Source organism: Pseudomonas sp. MWU13-2100 (assembly GCF_023242365.1).
In the GTDB taxonomy this organism is placed as follows: Bacteria; Pseudomonadota; Gammaproteobacteria; order Pseudomonadales; family Pseudomonadaceae; genus Aquipseudomonas.
In genome coordinates, this window is the sequence record NZ_JALLIX010000007.1 from 14,799 (window position 1) to 36,708 (window position 21,910).

The window sequence follows — 21,910 nt, forward strand, 5'->3', positions numbered from 1 at the left end:
AACCCCGCTGATTCTTCTTTTAAAGTAAGAAACTTCCCAATCAATACAGACCTTTAACTGACTCCACATACAACCCTCAAACCCACACTCTGCAAAACCCTTGACAAGTCCTGACGGTTACTATTCGTTAAAGATCTGGCATGACACCGCATAGATAGTTACCACGCCTACTTGAGACTTTCATGCCTTATTTGCCAGAGCCGCACGTACCGATGCAAAACACTCACAATAATCGGTAAATAGTCTGACCGTGAAACTACCTGACAACACTCAATTAGATAGCAGGACTATCCTTATGATGGATCTAGTGAATACCCAACAGTCTCGCTTCATGAAAGAGGACCTTATCGCTCCCCGTGTCGAGCAAGCCGCCCCGGAGGATGGACTGCTGCCGGCCAGCGAACTGGACACCCCGATCACCGTCTCCTTGCCCCTCTGGCCGAATGCGCGACCCGACGACTTCTACCAGCTCACCTGGGACAACGCATTGATTGGCGAACCCATGAAACTGGCGCCGCCGCTGCAACCTGGCGATCTGTTGTATGCGCAAATCCCGGTCGCCACGCTCGCCGCCGAAGGGACCCATCAGCTCGGTTATCGGATAACCACAGGCCCCGACACCATCGCCTATCTGTCGCAAACCACTCCTCTTGCCATTGATCGCAGCCCACCCGGTGGCACACTCCTGGCCGCTCTTATCCTTCCTCCCCTCGCCCTCGACGGCCTGAGCAACAGCGAACTCGTCGCCCTGGGCAACCAACTCACTGTCACGGTCCCCGGCTACTTCGACATGCAGTGGGGCGATGTCATCCAAAGTTACTGGGGCGAACACGCCGGCCCCAGCCATAAGGTACAAGCCGATGAACTGGGCAGCGATAAAGTCCAACTCAGCGTTGACCGACACTTCCTCGAACACCTGGGCAACGGCGAGTTCGCCCTCAGCTACAGCATCCGTGATCGCGCCGGCAATACCTCCGTGCGCTCGCAAGCGGTGATGCTCAAGTTACAGTTGCAGCAAGTACCGACCAATCTGCAAGCGCCCTTCGCCCTGCAGATCGAAAACGGCCAGGTGCATGATGCCCATGCTCGCGTCGGCGTGAAGATTGCGGTGCCCAGCTACCAGCATGTCGCCATCGGCGATGAGATCTGCGTGCTCTGGAACGGTGAACGGGCCGCTGCCCGACGCGTCATCACCGCCCACGAACTGGACAAGCCCTTGCTGCTGAACGTCGTCGCGCGGTATCTGGTGATTTCCCGCCACGGCGACGGCCCGGCCCGGGTGAACTACCAGGTGCGCCGTAATAGCAAGGTGTTTACCTCACCGGAGCTGGAACTCGAGGTTTTCTTGCAACTACCCGGCCCGCAGGACCCGACCCCGCAGACACTGGTCAACGAGGCCCTGGCCGCACCGCTGATCAAGGGCAAGAATCCGCATGGCCGGCGGCTGGACAACTACCTCGATGAAGACAACGCGCAACTCTCGGCCGACGCGGTCATCGCCTGGCGCAGAGCGTTCCAGGTCGGCGACCGGATCAACCTGTTCTGGGGACAATCCGGCCAGCCGCTGGTACATCCGATTACCCAGCGCGATGTCGAGGCCGCCTGCTATCTGGTGATCAACGTGCCCAACAGCCTGATTGCCGAGCAAGGCTGCGGGGTCGATATCAGCGTGCAGTACACCGTGACCCGGGAAGGTAACCCGAACACCTCCTACTCGCCCAAGCAATCGGTCGCAGTGATTTTCCAGATGCAGTTGCCGGGCGGCTCGGCCGGCCTGATGGAGCCGGTGTTCACCGCGGCCAATGTGCTGAATGTAGTGGACCCGCGCAAGGATCCCGAGGGCACGGTGCTGCTGGTCAGCCCCTATCGCAACATGAAACTCGGCGACCGCATCGTCCTGCGCTTTTGCGGTTTTGACGCGCTGACCGGAGGCAACGAGATCGAGGCCGCGAGCTTCAGCGCCGAACGCCTGGTCGGCGAGCACGAGCTACGTAACGGCTGCCGGTTGCGAGTGCCACTGGCGCGCCTGATGGCCATCGGGCACGGTCGTGGCCGCGCGCGCTACGAGGTGATCAGCGAGCTGGGACGGGTCATCTCATTGCCCGCCGATGTCTATATCTCGTCACGCGCGAGCGTCATGGCGCGTTGAACGCCCGTCATGAAAAAGCCCTCGGCGATCCGTCGTCGGGGGCTTCGATAGCGGCTGTCATCCATGACGACAGGGATCAGAAGGCGTAGCGCAGGCCGAGATTGACACCCCAGGGCTGCTCGATGTGCTCGCCCTTCATGTAGTCGAAGTCGGCGTGCAACTGCAGGTCCTTCGAAAGCGCCGCGGAAACCCCGACACCCAGTTCGCCACGGGTGCCGAACAGGCTGTTGTCAAAGGCCGTGTCATTGACCTTCACCGTATTGTCGTTGCGGGAAAATTCATGGGCCATGGCCACCCGCAAGTAAGGTTGCAGCAAACTGCCGTCGCGCAGTTCGAGATTTCGCCCCAGAGTCGCGCCAGCCTTGCCGAGCACGGAAACGGTCCGGCCGTTATCCACTCTCAGGCCGTTGTCCAACTGGTGGTTATCCCCCTTGACCAGCACCGAGGACAGCTGCGCGTAAGGTTCTACAAACATATCGTCACGCAACTTGATGTGTTTGCCGAACTCCAGCGACCCGCCGTAGGCGAAGTTGTCGTAGTCACCCTTGGCCTTGGTGCCGTTGGTCATCGAGACATCGGCCTGGTTATCGAAACGGTTCAACTTGAGCACGCCGTCGAGGTAGTAGCCGTCCTCGCGCAACCAGGTGCCGTAGGCCCCGAGGGAGTAGCTGTCCACCGTGGCGGAGGTACCACGGCTCAGGCTCAGGTCGGAACGACTGTGCCCAGCCATGACCCCGACCAGCAACTGTCCATCACTCACCGGTACCGGCAGATCGACCCCGAAAGACAGGCCTTTCTGCCGCTGCTTGTAGCCGAAGCCCGCCTCGGCGGTGACGTTGTACTGGTTGCCGTAGCCGCGGATCCAGCCACCGCCCTCGCCACTGGTGCGGATTTCACCCATGCGGCTGCGCAAGGTAGCCAGCTCACCGTACCAGATGGTCGGCCCGACGCTGAATAACGCCAGCGAGGCTTCGGTCGAGGGGCTGATGGTCTTGCCAGTGCCGACGATAAACCAATCGTCGCCCTGCTTTTCCAGCTGATAGGAGTAGACGCCCAGGTCGACGCTGCCACCGACCACCTCGAACAGCGCATCGCCGCCTTCGGTATGTACGACGTGCAAGGGCGTGATTTCCGGGGAATTGGGCTCCAGCCCGGTGTTCTGCACATTCAGCAGGAAATTGCCGTGGGCCTGGCCATTGATGTCCAAGCGATCACCCATGTTGTCCTGCAGGTTGACGTGCATATTGAACATGCCGCTCCCGGACAGCTCGCCCAAGGACAAGGTGTAGAACTGTTCGGCCGACCCCAGGGTCACGCTCCCCCCGTCCATGGACAGCGATTTGACCTCGGCATCGCCGGTCAGCGTCCAGTTCGCTCGACTGTTGATCGCCACGCTGTTGGTGTTGACCAGGTTGCCGAACAGTCGAGCACCGTTTTGCAGGGTGACATCCAGGGTGCTGCTGTCGTCGGCCACCAGGTCACCACGCAACAAACTGCTATCAGCGGTGAAACCCATGGTGCTGGCGCCCGACACGTCCAGCAAGATACCGTTGCCGGCCAGCAGGCTCGCACCGTTCTGCACGGTGATTTTCGCAATCGTGGCCTGGTCCGCCGAGATGGCCGGGCCGGTCAGACCTTCAATCGTTGAATTGTCGACAACGATTTCGGCTTCCTGGGGAATGATCGGCCCGCCCGGCGCCGCCGTTCGACCGTCGAGTTGCAAGCCGATTGAATCACCCTGCACATAGCTGTTGTTGGTCATGTTCAGCGTAGCCCCGAGCAAGCGGATACCCACACCGCCCACACCGCCATAGTCGCTGCCGAACACCCGGGTATTATCGAGGCTGAGCTGCCCCAACGCCGCCACCGCAACCCCTATTCCAGCCCCGGAAAGCGTGCTGCCCTGGATATCGGCCCTCGAGGGGGTTTTCGCACCATTCGATGTCAGGGTGCTCAGCAAGAGCGCCGTCCCGGTAGCGTTGCTGACATCCGCTTCACTAAGGGTTGCCTTTGCCGCAATCAACTCGATCCCTTCGCTGACCTGGCCACCGTTGACTATCACCTGGGATCCGACTCCCTGAACCCTGATACTGGTAGCCGCGCCACCCTCGGCAATTTCCAACACCCCCCGGTTGATCACCTGCCATGAAGTCACCTCGCTCTCGGCCGTCACCGTTTCTCGGCGATTGTCCACCATCCCCAGAGGTTCATTGTCCGAAGCCTCTTGGCCCAGGCTCAGCGGGGAACCCAATACCGCCCCCATGAGGCAAGCCGCTTTCCCGAGGCCTTTATATCGATAGCAAAACGGGGTCAATCGATCAGTCGTGCGCAACATTACTTCTTCTCCACTAAAAGAAGTAATAGTTTGATAAGGCTCGAGCACGATTTAATATTAAAAAAGGCCGTCAAAAAAGTCAGAACTTTCCTAAAATTCACACAGTACCTTCCCACACAAAGTGGATCCTTTCAAAAACTTCGAGGCCTGAAAAAACCAAAGAATAGTGCTTGACACCTTTCCGACACCTCTATTACGTGAGTCCCGAATAGGAAAACGCCTATCGATAAAACCTGAAGTAACACGGCCCTGACCCATCAACATCCGACACGGTCAGTTGCCCTGCCTTCATTCATTTCCAATCAGGAACAGCAATATGTGCACAAACAAGAAGCGCCTTATACTCACGCAAAATAGTTACATCCGCGCCGGTCACAAGAATCTGGATAAACCTGATGTAGCGAGCGCATTTCCGGACGGCTTATTGCCCTTGAGTGCACTCAACGCGCCACTTCCCGTTACCTTTAAATTATGGGACGACGCCACGACCGACCAGACCTATCAATTGTTCTGGGATGACAATGCCGTTGGCACACCCACCGACGTCCTGGACGAAGACCTGGCAAATCCGGATGAATACCTGAGCCTGGATATTCCCGTGGAGCTGCTGGTTGAAAAGAATGACCCGCTGAATCCAACCGATAAAAAATACAAGCTCCGTTATGACCTCTACGACAAGATCAGCAAAGAGACAACCCCCTCCTTCGACACCCTGATCGAAGTCGATACCACCCGTCCCGGCCTGCCGAGCCATGGCCCGATGGCCTTCCCCAAAGAGGTCGATGACGGCCTGACCTCCGCGGAATTGACCGCGCTGGGCGATACCCTCGATGTCATCGTGAGCAGCTATAGCACCATGGCCCAAGGTGATTTCATCGAGACGTTCTGGGGCGACATCCCGGGCCCCACGGCCACCGTGCAGATGAACGATATCGAGCTGGAAGAAGTGCCGATTTCATTCAGTCGCGCCTTTCTTGAAAACGTCGAATCCCAGGTCGGCAACGCCCTGTCGGATGTGACCTATATCGTCACCGACCGCGCCACCAACGTCTCGCCGCGCTCCCTGGCACGGCAGATCCGCTTGCTGCTGGCCGAGATTCCCAACGACTTGCCGCGGCCGATCGTCGAACAGGCCAGCCCGGCACAGGGTGGGTTGATCGATTACAACGATGCCAAGGCCGGTGTCACCGTCGATATCCCTCATTACATCGGCGCCCTGCCCGGCGACCTGGTCACGCTGTATTGGGGCGACAGCAACCCGTTGCCGGCCATTCCGATCCAGGATGGCGACGAAGACCAGGATCCGATTCTTTCTCCGGTCCTGCAATTCGACATTATCAACCGCTTCCCCGAAGCCACGGTCAATGTCCACTATGAAGTGCGCCGCAATGGCGAACTGAAGGGTACCTCGCTGGTCCTGCCGGTGGCGGTCTACCTGACCCTGCCGGTGCCGGAGGAACGCCTGCAACCGCTGACGATCCAGGGCACCAGCGACAACCCCAACCGCGACGACAACGTCATCGACCCGGACGACTATGAACTGGATGCGCGGGCCATCTTCCGCTGGGTCAACGGACTGCGGGTCGACGACTACATCAACCTGCACTGGGGCCAGCAGCAGGTGCCGCAGTGGTATCAGATCACCCAGGCCGACTTCAATGCCGGCGTCGATTTCGACATCGAGGTAGGCAATACGGTGATCAAGGCCGAGGGTACGGGGGCCGCTATCCCGGTGACCTACACCGTCACCCGCGACAGCAACCCCAACCCGGCACTGGCGCCGAGCCAGGCGGTGGTGGTTCGCTCGAAAATGGAACAGCCCGGTGGCGATCTCGGCCTTCTGGAACCGGTGTTTACCCGACTGTCCGACGCCGGCCATGTCATTCCGAGCCTGAGTCCGGACGGCACGCCGGTACTGGTCAGGCCTTATGACAATATCCGCCTCTACCACGACATTGCCCTGACGTTCGAAGGATTCGAACTGGATGGCACCCCGATCCCGGCGGCCCGCTATGAAAAGACCGACACCATCAACCCGACCAATATCGACACCGGCCTGACCTTTCTGATTCCGCTGGCCAACTTGATCAGCATCTGCAAAGGCTATGCAGAAGTTACCTATCGGGTCGAACCGCGTCCTGAACATAACCAGGAACCGGCCAACTCATTGGTGGGCTCGGCACCGGTCAGCATGAACAAACCCGGTGTCGGCTGCAACTGACGCTGCAAAGTTACATCCATCTGCAAACCCGACAAGCCCTTTATAAGTAAATACTTATCAAGTGCCTCAGTGTGTCTGCGGCCTTCTCTACAAGGCCGCATTCAAATAAGGAAAATACAATGACCATTACAACTTCGCGCACACCCATTTTCGATAAACCGGATGTTCCCGACGCCTTCGAAGATGGTTTATTACCCCTCAGTGCACTGAATGCCCCGGTCCTGGTCACCCTCAAGGTCTGGGACAATCCTTCAACCAGCGAAACCTACCAATTGCTCTGGAACGAGGAGCCTGTCGGCAATAGCAAAGCGATCAACCCCGAGGACAGGCCCGGCGACCCGCTGGAACTTTATATCCCCCTCGACGCACTGGTCGAGGGGAAGTATCAGCTGGCCTATCGTGTGACCGATACTTTCAGCCAGGAACACAGCGACTCCTTTCCCTGCCCCCTCGAAATCGACACCACCGCCCCCGGTTATCCCACTACCCTCGCGCCCCTCGATTTCCCCACGGCCGTCAACGACGGCCTGACCTCGGAAGAACTGACGCAACTGGGCGAAATACTTCCAGGTACCGTCCACGGCTACAGCGGCTTCGCCATCGGCGATCGGATCAGGACGTTCTGGGGGGGGACCGAAGGTCCCGGCGGGAAGGTCGAAGAGGAGGATATCGAGCCCCGGGAGCTGATCATCGAATTTCCCCGCGCCTTTCTCGAGTCGCTGGGCGATTTCAACGGGCCGGTGTTCTACACCGTCACCGACCGGGCCGAGAATGTCTCCCAGGACTCGACCGCCACCGACCTCCTGCTGTTGCTCAATGAGCCGGTGACTGACCTCCCCGCGCCGATCATCGACGGCTACATCGGGCCCATCGACCACCAGCAGGCGCAAGCCGGTATCGAAGTATCGATTCCCACCTCGGACCTGGTGGAGGGCGGCGACCAGATCCTCCTGCACTGGGGCGATGAGGCCCTGGGCCCGTTCGATCCGGAATCCATCGGCCAAGCGATCATCCTGCGCATCGATGTCCCCTTCGAGACCGTCGATGCCGCCGGCGACGGCGCCATCCGGCTGAGCTATGACCTCAACCGTGGCGGTCATGTCATCGGCTATTCATTGCCACTGGATATCGTCGTCCGGGCCCGGCTGCCGGTCCCCGGCGAACTGCAGCGGCCAGTCATTCGCGGCGCCTCGCCCGGGGCTGTGGATAACCTGATCGACGAAAATGATTTCGAGCGCGATGCCAGCGTCATCCTTGCCTGGAACCCCGGTTTCAGCGAAGGACAGTTGATCCAGCTGTCCTGGGGCGCACAGCCGATGTTCGAACCGCCTTATCCCATCAGCGCCAGCGATATCGCCGCCGCCCGCGACCTGAACCGCCCGGTCCCGGGCAGCCGATTCCGGCCGGTGGGCACCGGCAGCGATATCCGCGTGCGGTACAGCGTCAGCCAGGCCGGCAATCCGAATACCTCGAGATCACTTGAGCAAAGCATCATCGTCCGCTCCCGCGAAGAGCTGCCCGGCGGACCGGCCGGCCCACAAGCCCCGCTGTTCACCGAGCTGAACGAACATGGCGCAATCAACGCGCTCAACGGCCAGGACGGCGCCCCGGTCCACATAGCCCCGTATCTGAACATCAAGCCGGGCGATGTCATCCATTTCCTCTACGAAGGCTTTGACCAACTGATTGGCGGCAATCCGAAGAACCAATGGCCACACACCTCCGAACCGCTGAGCGAGGAACAGACCCGCAACGGCTACGACCTGCGGGTGCCGCGAACGGTACTGGATGCCACCTGCTACGGCCACGCCGAGGCCACGTTCAGCGTCGACAGCGTGACCGGAACCGGCCGTTCGAAGCGCCAGAGCGCCTATCTCGATATGCGCGTGGCCGGCGTCTGTCCGCCGGCCGTTCGCCCGTGAGCTGCCCATCCTTTTTCCCGGAGCCCTTGTCATGTCCAAGCCCATCAGCGCACGAAACCTGGATCGCCCGCAGATTCTCAGCAACAGCCCCGCCGGCGTCGGTGCCATCGACGTCGAAAACCCGGAAAAGCCCCTGGCGGTACTGGTCGGGCCGTTGAACCTCAAGCCGCGGGATCGTATCGACCTGTACTGGGGAAACGTTGCCGAGCCAACCGTCAGCTACGAGCATCCCCTGGATGCCCCGCTCGACAATGCTTTCGTGACCCTGTCCGTCGAGATCCGCCACCTTGAATCGGCCAGGGACCCGCTGCCGGTCCGTTACAACTTCACGTCGTTTCCCGGTGGCAGTACGGAAGAGTCCGATAGCACCTTGATCCGGGTAAAACTGGAGCCCCCCGGCGGTATCGATATCGATCCGGCGACGCCCTATGAGAACGAAGCCCTGCGCCGGCCACAGGTCCAACCACCGGGCGTGATCGTTACCCCGCAGGGGGTTCGCGTGATCGTCGCGCCCTACCTGCATATGAGCGAAGGCGATCGGCTCAGTGTTATCTGGGACGAGCGGAACATCGACCACCCGGCCTTGAACGCTACGGAAGTCGACCGGGAGGTGCTCGTGGCAATCCCGGCGCAGATCATCGAAGCCGCTGGCAATGCCAGCGCCCTGCCAGTGCGCTATGAGATCCGCGATGTGGTCGGCAACTGGTCGAAGCGTTCACCCGCCAGCGAGATTGCGGTCAGTCTCGTCGCGCGCTGAAGTGCCCACGCCGGTGGCCCAGAACCAGGCAACCGGCGTTTTTACACCACCTGACGCTGGATAAAGTCGTGGATTTGCTGCGCCGCCGTGTCCAGATGCTGTTCATGGCTGAAACCGCTGGCCTTCAGCGGCTTGAGATCATGATCGGCCGCTGCCAGCCAGCTCACCTGGACCTGTGGCGACAGCGCATACCCCTCAACCGCAGGCCGATTGCCCAGAGCATCGCGTTCGCCCTGCACGATCAGGGTCGGCGTGGCGAGCTCCGCCAGATGTGCCACCCGTGGTTTTTCCGGCTTGCCCGCTGCGTAGAACGGATACCCCAGGCAGACCAATCCAGAGGCACCGAGGTCGTCGGCCAACAGGCTGGCCATGCGCCCGCCCATGGACTTGCCGCCGATAAACAGCGCCCCCCGGACCTCGCGCCGCGCACCTTCGTACACCTCACGCCAACACTCCAGCAAGCGGGCCTGAGGATTCGGCGGACGCTTGCCGCCGTCCAGGCGCCGTTGCGCCATATAGGGAAACTCGAAGCGCAGCACAGCAATGCCGCATGTCGCCAGGCGTGCGGCCATGGCGTTCATGAAATCACTGTCCATCGGCGCGCCGGCGCCGTGGGCGAGGATCAGCGTGGCGAGCGGACCAGCCTCTCCGCCGGGGTTGTACAGATAGCCCGGTTCCATGGCCCAGGGGGCCTGGGAAGGGGTTGCTGGCGGGGTCGACATATCGCCTCTCATCTCACTGTCCGCACCGACAACGAACCCGCGGGGAGCCGCGTCGGCAACCTAGATATGTAACGCATCACTGCGCCGCTTTTGCTGAAAATGAAAACACCTTATCTGCCTGCCCAGACACTGCAAGGCCGGCGGCGCCGACACGGGACGTTCCCCTGTCCATTTCCAGACGAGTATTGCCATGCCTCAAGACGCCCTCACCCACGCCGAACAACCCGGCGCCAGCCGCTTTCAAGTGCGGAGCCAGGTCTCCTCCGTGCGCCCGGCGGCCGTTACGCCGCTGCTCAGCCGGGCCTTTGCCAGCCTCGACGAGGCCGTCAAGTATGCCCACGACCAGGCCGCTTTCAAAGGTTCGAATCGACAGTCGTCGTTTATCCTCAAGCATGCGCAAAAGGCCGAGTTCAGCGTGACCCAAGCACAGCTCGGCGCACCGGCGCCCTTCGACCCGGCCGCGGTCTTCGGCCGCGACGCCCTGGGCGAATTGCAGTTGCCCGCGGGCTTCAGCCTCGCCGCTCTCTACTGCCAGGCCGAGACCGCCCACGAACAACTCCCCCCCAGGGAACGCTGGCTGTATGAGAATTTTTTCAGCCCCTACGACCTGCTCGCGGGGCTCTATCAGGCGCGCCGCGCACGTCCCGCAACGGCCACCGCGCCCCCACTGCCGTTGTTCTACGGCCCCCCGGACGGTGCATTGCTGGCTTATCGCTCCGAAGACCGCGAACTGGAGCAGGCACTGTTGCCCGAAGGGGCGGACTGGCAGGTGCGGGCCAGGCATTATCGCGAGCAACTGTTGAGCGGTGCGCTGCCCTGCCGTCAATTCGTCCGCACCCTCGCCGCCGCCGGCCAGTTGCAGGTGCTGCGGACCAGCTCTCTATGGAGCCGCATGGGCTCGGTCGACCCTCTCCGGTGGGCACCGTTCGCCGATGCCGTGCTGCCGGAACTGGGCCCGGCCTTTCTCTCGGCGGACGACGCCGCCCGCCATGCCCAGCAGTTGATCCAGGGCGGCACCGACAAGGCGTTCAGCGGGTTGATTTTCCAGCGCCAGGACGCAACCTTTGTCGCCACGCTGCCGACCACCGGCAAGGTCAACCGCTTCAAGAACGATAGCCCGTATCCGCTCACCGAAACCGGTATTGCCAGCTTCCCCGCCGGATACCAGTTATATGCCGTGTACCGCTCCAACATCAGCCTGTCGGCCATCAAGGAGCAAAATGCCGGCCAGCCCGACCGGTCCTCGACGCTCTCCGAACAGGAAAGCCGCCTGCGACAGAAAAGCATTACCCCCGACGAGGTCCTTACGACCCTCCTCGCCCGGTCGCAGGGGGTCAGGGCGTTTTATGTCCTGATGACCAATGCCAATATCATCAAATACATGCCCAGCGGCTCTGATGAAGAGGACGCCTTGATCCCGCGCCTGCTGCCCGGAAACGATCTGAGCAACCTGGATCAGCTACTACCGAGCGAGTTCATCAAGTCCCTGGCCAAGACCGGCGGACTCTACGTGGTTCGCGGCGATCCCTACTGGGGTCAGCCAGGCAAGGTGCCTGGCGATTGGGCGCCCTACCCGCCGAAGCACGCCTCGTCCCCGGTGCTGCCGGCCTACGGGCCGCTGTTCGACAGCGCGGATGCCGCCGCCCTGTATGCCAATGAACGGATCAACGGCCAATGCCGCGACCGGCAGATCGGCTTCATCATCAGCGACAGCCACAATCGCTACGTGGCCAGCGAACCGCTGACGGTCAGGGAACCGCTGTTTGCCGCAGGCATGCTGCCTGACGCCGCACGGTCCTTGCCACCCGGTTATCGCCTGGCCGGCTTCTACTACAGCGCCGCGCTGTATCCGCAACGCCTGCCGTACAAGGACATCTGGATGTACCGCAACTTCTTTCTGCCCGATGAGCTGCTGGCGGCGCTCAAGCAGATCGAAGCGTACCTCCCGGCCCCGGGCACGCCCGCCCTGCCCTTGTACCTGAGTAGCCACGATGGCGCGCAGTTGAAATACCTGTCGCTGGACATCGCCTTCGACAAGTTGCTGCTGGCCGGCAGCGAGCCCCTTCCGAGCTATGGCGAACGCCTTACCAAGGGCATACTCACACCCCTGCACCTCATCCACTCGCTGGCCGAGAGCGGCGAACTGAGCGTGCTGCACCCCAGTGAACTGTGGGGCTCACCGGGGCGGTTAAGCAACGCATGGCACCCCTATCGTCAGTTGCGCCGGCGCGCCCTCGGCCCGCTCTTCGCCAGCGCCGACGACGCGGCGCGCCACGCCCATGGACAGATCCCCCGGCGCTACGACAAGGTCTATGGCGGGGTGATCCTGAAACGCGCGGACGGCCTGTTTGTCGCCACCGCACCGCTGGTTTCCCCCACCGAGATCTTCGACCACACGTTGATCTTCCCGATCAGCAACGGTTTCCCCCTGGAAGATCACAGCCTGGTCGGGACCTATAACTCGCGCCTGGGCGCGCTGGATTTTTCGCTGCCGGAAAGCGAAGGCCGGCTTTACCTGAATCTGTTTCCGACCTGGGATATCTACCGGGCGATCAGGGATCGCTCGATTCCTCTGCGCTACTTCTCGGGCCAGGACGGGGCCTTGATCCGCTACACCAGCCGACATTCCCCGGACGAAATCGAACTGTTCAAGGCGCTCTCGCCTTCGGCGGCCAGCCCGTTGAACCTGCTGGACAATCCCACCGAGCAGCGCTTCAAGAGTGGCCTGGAGCAAGACAAGGGCGCCGTACTGAGGTTCGTCCGTAGTCTGGTAAAAGTCGCTGAGCTGCGGGTGCTGGTCAGTGGTCGCGAAGTCTGGACCACCCCAGGGAAAGTGCTGTCGATTCGGGACACCGCCGCCGGCGTGGACGTCGAAACCGATCAGGCCCCCATCGCCCGGCACGCCCCCGTGTTCAGCCCGGTGTTCATGGCAGCCGCCGATGCCGTGCGCCATGCGCTCAGGCACGCCAATCAGAGAGCCCGGCGCAGCTTCGGCTTCATTTTCAAGAAAACCGAAAAGGAATACGTCGCCACCGCTCCCGCCCTCGATACCAGCGCGGACTTCGACCGAACGCTCATACTGCCGCCGGAGATCGCCGTCCTCAGTCTGATTCCCGGTTTTGTCCTCGATGGCCTCTATATGGCGGCTCCACGCTTGGAGGCGCCGCCCGGCGATCCGGTCTACCAGCATTTCATTTCGGCGCGGGACTTCGCCCACGCCATCAAGACCGCCCGTGAAACAGCGATCGTGCCGGAACATCAAAACAGCACCCAGCTTTACCTGTCGAGTGTCGACGGGAGCTTGTTGCACTATCAGGTACCCCTGGTTCCCGATGCCGATGAAGTACTGCTCGGCAACGTCTTTCACAACGACGGCATCGATACCCAGGACCAGCTGGAGAACGGCTCGCTGTCCGGCCGCGACTATGTTCGTCGTGTGGCGGCAAGCGGCAAATTGACGGTCTTGCGGCCCGGTACACTGTGGCGGCAGACAGGCCCGGTCAGCGCCACCTGGGACCCTTCCGACAACGCGTCAGGCGCAATCGAACGTTATGCCCTCGGCCCGCTGTTCGCTCACGCGGACGATGCCGCACGTTATACCCATGGGCAAATCGGTCGCGGTCGGGGCGCGTTGCTGGTCGATGCGATCTACCGCACATCCGCCCCCGACGGCTATGTCACCCTCGAGCCTTTCGTCGATGGCCAGGCGATCAAGGTCACCCGGACCCTGGCCGATCTGAAAACACAGGCATTGGAGCAACAGCGCCTGGAGCTGACCTTGGGCAAAACCCCACTCGACAGTATCCACTATGCCAAACCGCTCGACCCCGCCCGCTACGAGACCGACGACACACCCTGTTTCGACTTCTTCTGCGTCGAGGATATCTGCTTCGTCACCCGGACCCTGCTGGCGGACAATCTCTTCCTCAACGGCATCTACCACTCCAGCCAGGAAGGAGCCCTGCTCAAGTACGAACCCAGGGACTCCAGAGCACAACGGGACTTGTGCACCCCCATCGAACCGGGCAGCGACACCGGCAACGGCATGACTCTCCCCCATGCCCGGTTGATCAACGCTGTCGCCGGCGCGGGCAAGCTGAGCGTGCTGGAAACCAGCCCGCTCTGGCCAGAACCAGGCCCGATCGACGCCAACTGGACACCGCCGTGGGCCGTCGCCGAGCGACGTCCGCGCGCCACCCGGGACCTGGTACCGCCGCTGATCAACAGTTTCAATATCGGCGGCGTCGGCGCCACCGACGTGATCGACCCGCAACGACCGCTGCCCGTGGTGATCGCCCCGTTGGACCTGAAGCCCCGGGATCGAATCGACCTGTATTGGGGCAACCATGCCGATCCGGTCGCCAGCCACACCCAAGGCAGCGAGCCCGGCGCCAGCCATCTGACCCTGCGGGTCGAAACCCGCTGGATCATGTCGGCGCCCGAGCTGACAGTACGCTACGTGCTCACGCCCTTCCCCGGCGGTGCGCCGGAAACCGCCGAGACCCGGGTCCGGATCAAGCTCGACGTACCCGGCGACCCCGACACCCAATCCGCCACGCCCACCGTCAACGACAAGCTCGAACTGCCGGTGATCCTGCCGCCCGGGGTGATCGAAGACCCGGAAGGGGTCAGCGTGCTGGTCAAGCGCTACACGAACATGGCCGCCGGCGATGCCATCACCGTGTCCTGGCATGGCCGTCTGGTGCGGCACCCGCCCTTGGTCGCGCCGAGCGACGAAGTGCTGGTACCGATCGATCCGGCGATTATCCGCGAGGCCGGCAACTCCGACGCGATCCTCGTGCGTTATGAGATCCGCGACGGAGTCAACAACTGGTCGCGCTGGTCGCGCCCGGCCCTGGTCGAAGTCGGCATCGGCGATCCGGACCTGCGCGCCCCGGTGGTCCCGCGTGCCCAGGCCATGCAGCTGAACCTCGACGCCCTCAATGGCGCCGACGTGCAGACCCTGGTGCTGCGCCATGAAGGCATGAGCAGTGCCCAGACCCTGCGTCTGCTGGTCGAACGGGAAACCGCCCTCGGCGCGACGCTGCCCGCGTACAGCGCGGTCAAGCCTGGCAGCGACAGCGATGCGTTCGTGTCCTTCGAGGTGCCGAACGAGCAGTTTCTCCTGATCATCCAGGGACAGGCGCGGTTCTACTACTACGTCGAAGCGCCCAACCAGCCTACACGCCGTTCCAAGAGCCTGTCGTTGCAGATCGTCGGCCGCGCCCTGATGCTCAAGCCGCCACGGATCCCCGTGGCCGAAGCGAACGGCAACGTGCTCGACCCGACGCAAACCGGCGTCATTGCCCGGGTGGAAGCCTACTCGTTCAGCGCCGTGGGCCAGACCGTCAGCCTGATCTGGCTCGGCGTCACCGCCGGCGGCATGGAGGTCCTGCACGAACAGAGCCAAGCGGTCATCGAGACCGACAAGGACCTCGACTTCACGATCCCGGACGACCAGCTCAGCGGGCTGGCCGGTGGCTCGGTCGTGGTGCGCTATGCCGTCAAGACCCTTGCCCCGGAGCCGATCATTTCCCAGCCGCTGTTGCTGCCGGTCAGCGCCAGCCCCCTGGATCTGCCGCGCCCCGAGGTACTGGAAGCCCATGACAGCGTGCTGTTCCCCCTCGAAGCACTCGCTGGCGCGACGATCCGGGTGAGCTATGCCATGGAGCCTCACGACAGTATCCAGGCCTACTGGCGCGGCACGCCCGGCAACGGCAGCCCGACGCTCGAAGCCAAGCCCGGCAGCGCCGAGGGCAGCGTCGACTTTGCCGTTCCCGTGACAGCCGTCAGCGCCAATATCGGCAAGCGTGTCGAGGTGGGCTATAGCGTCACCCGCCAAGGTATCGCGGCGCCCTCGAAGGTCCTGCCGCTGGACATCTTGCCCATCGCCCACGAACAACTGCAGCCACCCTTCGTCCGCGAGGCAGCGGACAATCTCCTGCTGGACCTCAACACCTTTGCCGGCGCGGCCCACATCGAAGTCAGGAAGTGGCCGCACATCCAGGTCGGACAGCGGATCTGGCTGCGGATCGAGGGAACCCGGGATGACGGCCGCCCGTTCAGCTTCACACTCTGGAACGCGGAGGAAGTCAGCACTGTCACCGATCTTGTCGAAGGCCTGCTACCACGGGCGCAGCTCGATCAACTGAGGGACCTGAGCGGCCTGACCTTCACGTTCAAGGTCGCCTTCGACGGCAGCAGCGACGAATCGGGCGCCTTGACATTCCCCCGGCTGTCATTGACGGTCAGGGCTCGCAAACGAGCGCCGGAACTGCTCTTCGACAGCAGCCCCGTCAGCCTGCCCGGCAAGATCTACCTGATCCCCTGCCACCCGCAAGTGCTGCCGCTCTTCGGCCCCGGCACGACCCTCCGGCGCGCGGCCAGCGGCGGTGTGCCCGGCTATCACTACAGCAGCGACAACCCGCGGATCGCCGTGGTCGACAGCCATGGCAAGGTCAGCGTACGCGGCAATGGCCAGACCACGATCCGTGTCAGCGACCGCGCCGGGCAGCGCAAAAGCTACCCGCTCAGTGTCAGTGGCGTGGTCCAGTGCTACAACCTGGGCGAAGGCAGCAGCGAAGAGACCCTGCGCAAGGCCCGACAAAAAGGCCTGGACGTTCCGTCGCTGGACGAACTGATCAGCATCCGCACGGCCTACGGCAAGCGCTGGCCGTTGCAGTCGCCGCTCAAGCCGAAAACCTGGTCCTCGACCACCAAAAGCGCGCTGGGACTGGTGCATGCGGTACTGGATATGACCCTGGACGTGGTCGAGCCGGATCGCCCCTATATCAAGATCACCGCCGGCCTGGGCCTGATCCATGAGGCCAGCGGCCTGGGCATCGGGCCTGCGCTGATCAGCGACTGCAAAAAAGCCCGGGGCCTGCCCGCCGATGCCCGGGAACTGGAAAAGCCAAGGGTCGAGGCGGCCCTCGACGACGGCCAGGGACTCTTGCCGGTCAGCGCGCTCGACGCCCCGGTCCCGGTGACCTTCCCGGTCTGGGCCAACCCCGCCACGGATGAGACCTATCAGTTGCTCTGGGGCACGGAACTGCTCGGCAGCCCGATGTTCATTGCCCCCGGGGAGCATCCCGGCGACACCTTGAGCCTGGATATTCCCGTCGCGGCGCTCACCCACGGCCAGCATGAACTCAGGTACCGGGCGTACAGTACCGTCAGCCAGACCTGGACGGATTCGTTCCCCAGCCTGCTTGAGGTCGACCGCGAAAAGCCCGGCCAGCCGTTGCTCGCCGCCATGGCTTTTCCAGCGCTGATCAACGACGGCCTGACCTCGGCGGAGTTGACCCAGTTGGGCAATGTGCTGCCGGGCACCATCGCCAGTTACAACGGTTTCGCGCTCGGTGACCAGGTCACAACCTTATGGGGCGATGTCGAAGGACCGGGCATGCTGGTCATGGAGCTCAAGACCATTGTCATCGAATTTCCCCGTGCCTTCCTTGTCTCACTGGGGCCTGACGCCGATTGGCCGGTGACTTACCGGATCAGGGACCGGGCCGGCAACCTTTCGGAGCGTTCCGAACCGGTCACGGTCAAGTTACGGCTGTCGGGCGCCGAGCGGCCCGAGCTGGTGTTCGACCCGCGTCCGGTCACCCTCACTGGCAAGATCTACCTGATCCCCAGTCACCCGGCAGTGTTGCCCGCCTTCGGCCCGACGACTTCGGTACAACGCCAGGCCAGCGGCGGCACCCCCGGGTATACCTACACCTCGGACAATCCGGCGATTGCCGTGGTCGACGCGTCCGGCCTGGTCACGGTGCGTGGCAATGGCAGTACCCGCATCAGTGTGCGTGACCGCGACGGACAGACCAAAAGCTACAGCCTGTCGGTCAGCGGCGTGATCCACTGCCATGCCCTGGGGCTGGGGAGCTTCGCCAACATGTCGGCCTTGGCCAACGCCGGGCAGCGGCGGCTGCCGGCCCGCGCCGAACTCGCACAGATCCATCGCCTCTATGGCAACCGCTGGCCCCTGGGCGTCCAGCGCGAATGGCTGGAAAACACCCCGCGGGAGGCGGAGTCGAGCACATCACGGGATTTCGGCCTGACCTGGTCCACCGACCGCGCGACCCAGGTGCCGCCGATCAAGTACTACACCGTGCACCTGCCCAGCGGCAAGGAGTCGATCCTGTTCGATCTGAGCAGTGCCTATGGCCTGGGCCTGAGCTGAGCCGGGACCTGCGCCAGCCTTGAGGCTTAAACGCAGATCCTGTGGGAGCGGAGCTTGTCGGATCGCCGCGAAGCTTTTAGCCGGCTCACGGCCCTATTCACGGGCAAGCGCCGCTCCCACGCCTGCCCCATTGACCCCCGTCAATACCACCCGCTGGCTATTTGCCCATGCTTGGCTGGCTTTTAGTCTGCCTATAACTCCAGATCCCGCGAATGCAAGAGCGCCGGCCGGGTCTGAACCGTGGATGGGGAACCATGAACACTTCAATCAGTACCGCCTACAACTACAAGGTGGTCCGCCAATTCGCCATTATGACGGTGGTATGGGGCATCGTCGGCATGGGGCTCGGGGTTTTCCTCGCCGCCCAATTGGTCTGGCCCGAACTCAACTTCAACCTACCGTGGACCAGCTTCGGCCGCCTGCGCCCGTTGCACACCAATGCGGTGATCTTCGCCTTCGGTGGCTGTGCACTGTTCGCCAGTTCCTACTACTCGGTGCAACGTACCTGCCAGACCCAGCTGTTTGCGCCAAAGATCGCGGCGTTCACCTTCTGGGGCTGGCAACTGGTGATCCTCCTGGCGGCCATCAGCCTGCCGCTGGGCTACACCAGCTCCAAGGAATACGCCGAACTGGAATGGCCGATCGATATCCTGATCACCATCGTCTGGGTCGCTTACGCCATTGTGTTCTTCGGCACGTTGGCGAAGCGCACCACCAAGCACATCTATGTCGGTAACTGGTTCTTCGGCGCTTTCATCATCACCGTGGCGATCCTGCATATCGTCAACAACCTGGAACTGCCAGTCAGCCTGACCAAGTCCTACTCGATCTACTCCGGCGCTACCGACGCCATGGTCCAGTGGTGGTACGGGCACAACGCAGTGGGTTTCTTCCTGACCGCCGGCTTCCTCGGGATGATGTACTACTTCGTGCCGAAACAGGCCGAGCGCCCGGTGTATTCCTATCGCCTGTCCATCGTGCACTTCTGGGCGTTGATCACCCTGTATATCTGGGCCGGTCCCCACCACCTGCACTACACCGCCCTGCCGGATTGGGCCCAGTCCCTCGGCATGGTGATGTCGCTGATCCTCCTGGCCCCGAGCTGGGGCGGCATGATCAACGGCATGATGACCCTCTCGGGGGCCTGGCATAAGCTGCGCAGCGACCCGATCCTGCGCTTCCTGGTGGTGTCCCTGGCGTTCTACGGCATGTCGACCTTCGAAGGGCCGATGATGGCGATCAAGACCGTCAATGCCCTCTCCCACTACACCGACTGGACCATCGGCCACGTTCACGCCGGGGCCCTCGGTTGGGTGGCAATGATCTCCATCGGCGCGCTATACCACATGATCCCGAAAATCTTCGGCCGCTCGCAGATGCACAGCATCGGCCTGATCAACGCGCACTTCTGGCTCGCCACCATCGGCACCGTGCTCTACATCGCCTCGATGTGGGTCAACGGCATCGCCCAGGGCCTGATGTGGCGCGCGGTCAACGACGACGGCACGCTGACCTACTCCTTCGTCGAAACCCTGGTGGCCAGCCACCCTGGCTACGTCGTCCGGCTGATCGGCGGGGCAATCTTCTTCAGCGGCATGTTGCTGATGGCCTACAACACCTGGCGTACCGTGCGCGGCGCGCAACCCGCCGCCATGACCGCCGCCGCGCAGATGGCCTGAGGAGCTCGCCATGAAACACGAAGTGATTGAAAAGAACGTCGGCCTGCTGATGCTGCTGATGGTGCTGGCCGTAAGTATCGGTGGCCTGACCCAGATCGTCCCGTTGTTCTTCCAGGACGTCACCAACAAGCCGGTCGAGGGTATGAAGCCCTACACCGCGCTGCAACTGGAAGGTCGCGACATCTACATCGCCAACGGTTGTGTCGGCTGCCACTCGCAGATGATCCGGCCATTCCGCGCCGAAACCGAACGCTATGGCCACTACTCGGTGGCGGGCGAAAGCGTCTGGGACCATCCGTTCCTCTGGGGCTCCAAACGCACCGGGCCGGACCTGGCCCGGGTCGGCGGCCGCTACTCCGATGACTGGCACCGCGCGCACCTGTACAACCCGCGCAATGTGGTACCGGAGTCGAAAATGCCGGGCTACCCCTGGCTGGTCTCCACCCCGCTGGACAGCAGCCTGACCGAAACCAAGCTGCGGGCCATGCGTACCCTCGGCGTACCTTATACCGACGACGATATCGCCGGCGCCGTGGCCAGCGTCAAGGGCAAGAGCGAGATGGACGCCCTGGTCGCCTACCTGCAAGTGCTCGGCACTGCGATCAAGAGCAAGAGGTGAGTCATGGATATGAGTACCGGAATGATCCGTGGCCTCGGCACCCTGGTGGTCTTTATCGCCTTCGTCGGCCTGGCCCTGTGGGTGTTCAACGCCAAGCGCACACCCGAGTTCGCCGAGGCCTGCATGCTGCCGTTCGCCGATGACGAGCCGCTTCCCGCCCCCCCTGAAGATCCCACTGCAACAAGGAGCACCCGGCCATGACCACCTTCTGGAGTGCGTATATCTGCGTGCTGACCATCGGCAGCCTGATCGGCCTGACCTGGTTGCTGGTCGGTACGCGCAAGGGTGAAACCAAGGGCAGCGTCGACCAGACCATGGGCCACAGCTTCGACGGCATCGAGGAGTATGACAACCCGCTGCCGCAGTGGTGGTTCATGCTGTTCGCCGGGACCCTGGTGTTTGCCGTCGGCTACCTGATCCTCTACCCCGGCCTGGGCAACTGGAAAGGCATCCTGCCCGGCTACGAGAACGGCTGGACCGGCGTTCATGAGTGGGAAAAGGAGATGGACAAGGCCGATGCCAAGTTCGGGCCGATCTTCGCCAAATTCGCGGCGATGCCCGTGGAAGAAGTGGCCAAGGACCCGCAAGCATTGAAAATGGGCGGGCGCCTGTTCGCCTCCAACTGCTCGGTGTGCCATGGCTCGGACGCCAAGGGCGCCTATGGCTTCCCGAACCTCGCCGACAACAGCTGGCGCTGGGGCGGCAGTGCCGACACCATCAAGCAGACCATCATGGGGGGACGTATCGCGGCCATGCCGGCCTGGGGCGAAATCCTCGGTGAAGCCGGCGTGAAGAATGTCGCCGCCTATGTCAGGCATGAGCTGGGCCATCTACCCTTGGCCGAAGGTAGCGATGCCAACGTGCAGGCCGGCCAGCAGATTTTCAGCACCACCTGCGTGGCCTGCCACGGCGCCACCGGCCAGGGCACCCCAGCCATGGGCGCACCGAACCTGACCGAGCCGACGGCGTTCATCTACGGCAGCAGCCTGGCGCAATTGCAGCAGACCATCCGCCATGGTCGCCAAGGCCAAATGCCAGCCCAGAGCGAAATGCTCGGCAATGACAAGGTGCAGTTGCTGGCCGCCTATGTGTTCAGCCTGTCCCACGGCAATCAAGGAGAAAACAAAGCGCAATAAATACCGGATATCCCCTGCCGCATCGATCAAGGTGCGGCAGTTCCCCGCCTGTACGCGACCCAGTGTCGCACCTCTCCTTTGGTCCGCCTACCCACTCCCGGGAATCGGTACTAAGCTTTGCAAACTTCGATCAAAGCGTACCCCCGTCGCCTACCGGTCGATCCGGGTGTTTCCGAAGGCGCGCT

11 protein-coding genes are annotated in these 21,910 nt (G+C 62.5%); 9 read left to right on the top strand and 2 right to left on the bottom strand.

The features are described from left to right. Positions 1–295: 295 nt before the first annotated feature. Positions 296–2,149, top strand: a complete 1,854-nt coding sequence (locus M5B99_RS07095) for a hypothetical protein (protein WP_248803364.1) — start codon at positions 296–298, stop codon at positions 2,147–2,149. A gap of 76 nt (positions 2,150–2,225) precedes the next feature. Here the strand turns inward: M5B99_RS07095 and M5B99_RS07100 are convergent, their stop codons facing one another. Then, positions 2,226–4,412, bottom strand: coding sequence for an autotransporter outer membrane beta-barrel domain-containing protein (locus tag M5B99_RS07100; protein WP_248803365.1), 2,187 nt, complete (start codon positions 4,410–4,412; stop codon positions 2,226–2,228). A gap of 502 nt (positions 4,413–4,914) precedes the next feature. On the opposite strand from M5B99_RS07100, the gene M5B99_RS07105 reads away from it, so the two are divergent. The 3 genes from M5B99_RS07105 to M5B99_RS07115 all read left to right on the top strand — a co-directional run bounded on the left by M5B99_RS07105 (position 4,915) and on the right by M5B99_RS07115 (position 9,384). After that, positions 4,915–6,705: a hypothetical protein gene (locus M5B99_RS07105; protein ID WP_248803366.1), complete on the top strand. Its 1,791-nt coding sequence runs from the start codon at positions 4,915–4,917 to the stop codon at positions 6,703–6,705. A gap of 119 nt (positions 6,706–6,824) precedes the next feature. Continuing rightward, positions 6,825–8,627, top strand: coding sequence for an addiction module component (locus M5B99_RS07110; RefSeq protein ID WP_248803367.1), 1,803 nt, complete (start codon positions 6,825–6,827; stop codon positions 8,625–8,627). Positions 8,628–8,658: 31 nt separating this feature from the next. Further along, positions 8,659–9,384 (top strand): hypothetical protein, encoded by a 726-nt coding sequence (locus M5B99_RS07115; protein ID WP_248803368.1) that lies wholly within the window; start codon positions 8,659–8,661, stop codon positions 9,382–9,384. Between the two features lie 41 nt (positions 9,385–9,425). On the opposite strand, the gene M5B99_RS07120 is transcribed toward M5B99_RS07115, so the two are convergent. Next, positions 9,426–10,064, bottom strand: coding sequence for an alpha/beta family hydrolase (locus M5B99_RS07120; RefSeq protein WP_412548702.1), 639 nt, complete (start codon positions 10,062–10,064; stop codon positions 9,426–9,428). 232 nt (positions 10,065–10,296) lie between these two features. Between M5B99_RS07120 and M5B99_RS07125 the strand changes: the two genes are divergently transcribed. From M5B99_RS07125 to ccoP, 5 genes are all read left to right on the top strand, one after another. Beyond that, positions 10,297–18,291, top strand: a complete 7,995-nt coding sequence (locus tag M5B99_RS07125) for an Ig-like domain-containing protein (protein ID WP_248803370.1) — start codon at positions 10,297–10,299, stop codon at positions 18,289–18,291. Positions 18,292–18,545: 254 nt separating this feature from the next. Then, positions 18,546–19,970, top strand: a complete 1,425-nt coding sequence (gene ccoN / locus M5B99_RS07130) for a cytochrome-c oxidase, cbb3-type subunit I (RefSeq protein ID WP_248803371.1) — start codon at positions 18,546–18,548, stop codon at positions 19,968–19,970. Between the two features lie 10 nt (positions 19,971–19,980). Beyond that, positions 19,981–20,589: a cytochrome-c oxidase, cbb3-type subunit II gene (ccoO, locus tag M5B99_RS07135; RefSeq protein WP_248803372.1), complete on the top strand. Its 609-nt coding sequence runs from the start codon at positions 19,981–19,983 to the stop codon at positions 20,587–20,589. Positions 20,590–20,592: 3 nt separating this feature from the next. After that, complete coding sequence (locus M5B99_RS07140; RefSeq protein WP_248803373.1) at positions 20,593–20,790, top strand: cbb3-type cytochrome oxidase subunit 3; 198 nt, start codon at positions 20,593–20,595, stop codon at positions 20,788–20,790. Next, on the top strand, positions 20,787–21,725 hold the full coding sequence (gene ccoP, locus M5B99_RS07145) for a cytochrome-c oxidase, cbb3-type subunit III (protein ID WP_248803374.1): 939 nt from the start codon (positions 20,787–20,789) through the stop codon (positions 21,723–21,725). Before M5B99_RS07140 ends, ccoP begins: the two co-directional genes overlap by 4 nt. Positions 21,726–21,910 lie beyond the last annotated feature (185 nt).

Coding starts and splice junctions, on each gene's coding strand:
- M5B99_RS07095 (WP_248803364.1), top strand. CDS start 296: ATGATGGATCTAGTGAATACCCAACAGTCTCGCTTCATGAAAGAGGAC.
- M5B99_RS07100 (WP_248803365.1), bottom strand. CDS start 4,412: ATGGGGGCGGTATTGGGTTCCCCGCTGAGCCTGGGCCAAGAGGCTTCG.
- M5B99_RS07110 (WP_248803367.1), top strand. CDS start 6,825: ATGACCATTACAACTTCGCGCACACCCATTTTCGATAAACCGGATGTT.
- M5B99_RS07115 (WP_248803368.1), top strand. CDS start 8,659: ATGTCCAAGCCCATCAGCGCACGAAACCTGGATCGCCCGCAGATTCTC.
- M5B99_RS07120 (WP_412548702.1), bottom strand. CDS start 10,064: ATGGAACCGGGCTATCTGTACAACCCCGGCGGAGAGGCTGGTCCGCTC.
- M5B99_RS07125 (WP_248803370.1), top strand. CDS start 10,297: ATGCCTCAAGACGCCCTCACCCACGCCGAACAACCCGGCGCCAGCCGC.
- ccoN (WP_248803371.1), top strand. CDS start 18,546: ATGAACACTTCAATCAGTACCGCCTACAACTACAAGGTGGTCCGCCAA.
- ccoO (WP_248803372.1), top strand. CDS start 19,981: ATGAAACACGAAGTGATTGAAAAGAACGTCGGCCTGCTGATGCTGCTG.
- M5B99_RS07140 (WP_248803373.1), top strand. CDS start 20,593: ATGGATATGAGTACCGGAATGATCCGTGGCCTCGGCACCCTGGTGGTC.
- ccoP (WP_248803374.1), top strand. CDS start 20,787: ATGACCACCTTCTGGAGTGCGTATATCTGCGTGCTGACCATCGGCAGC.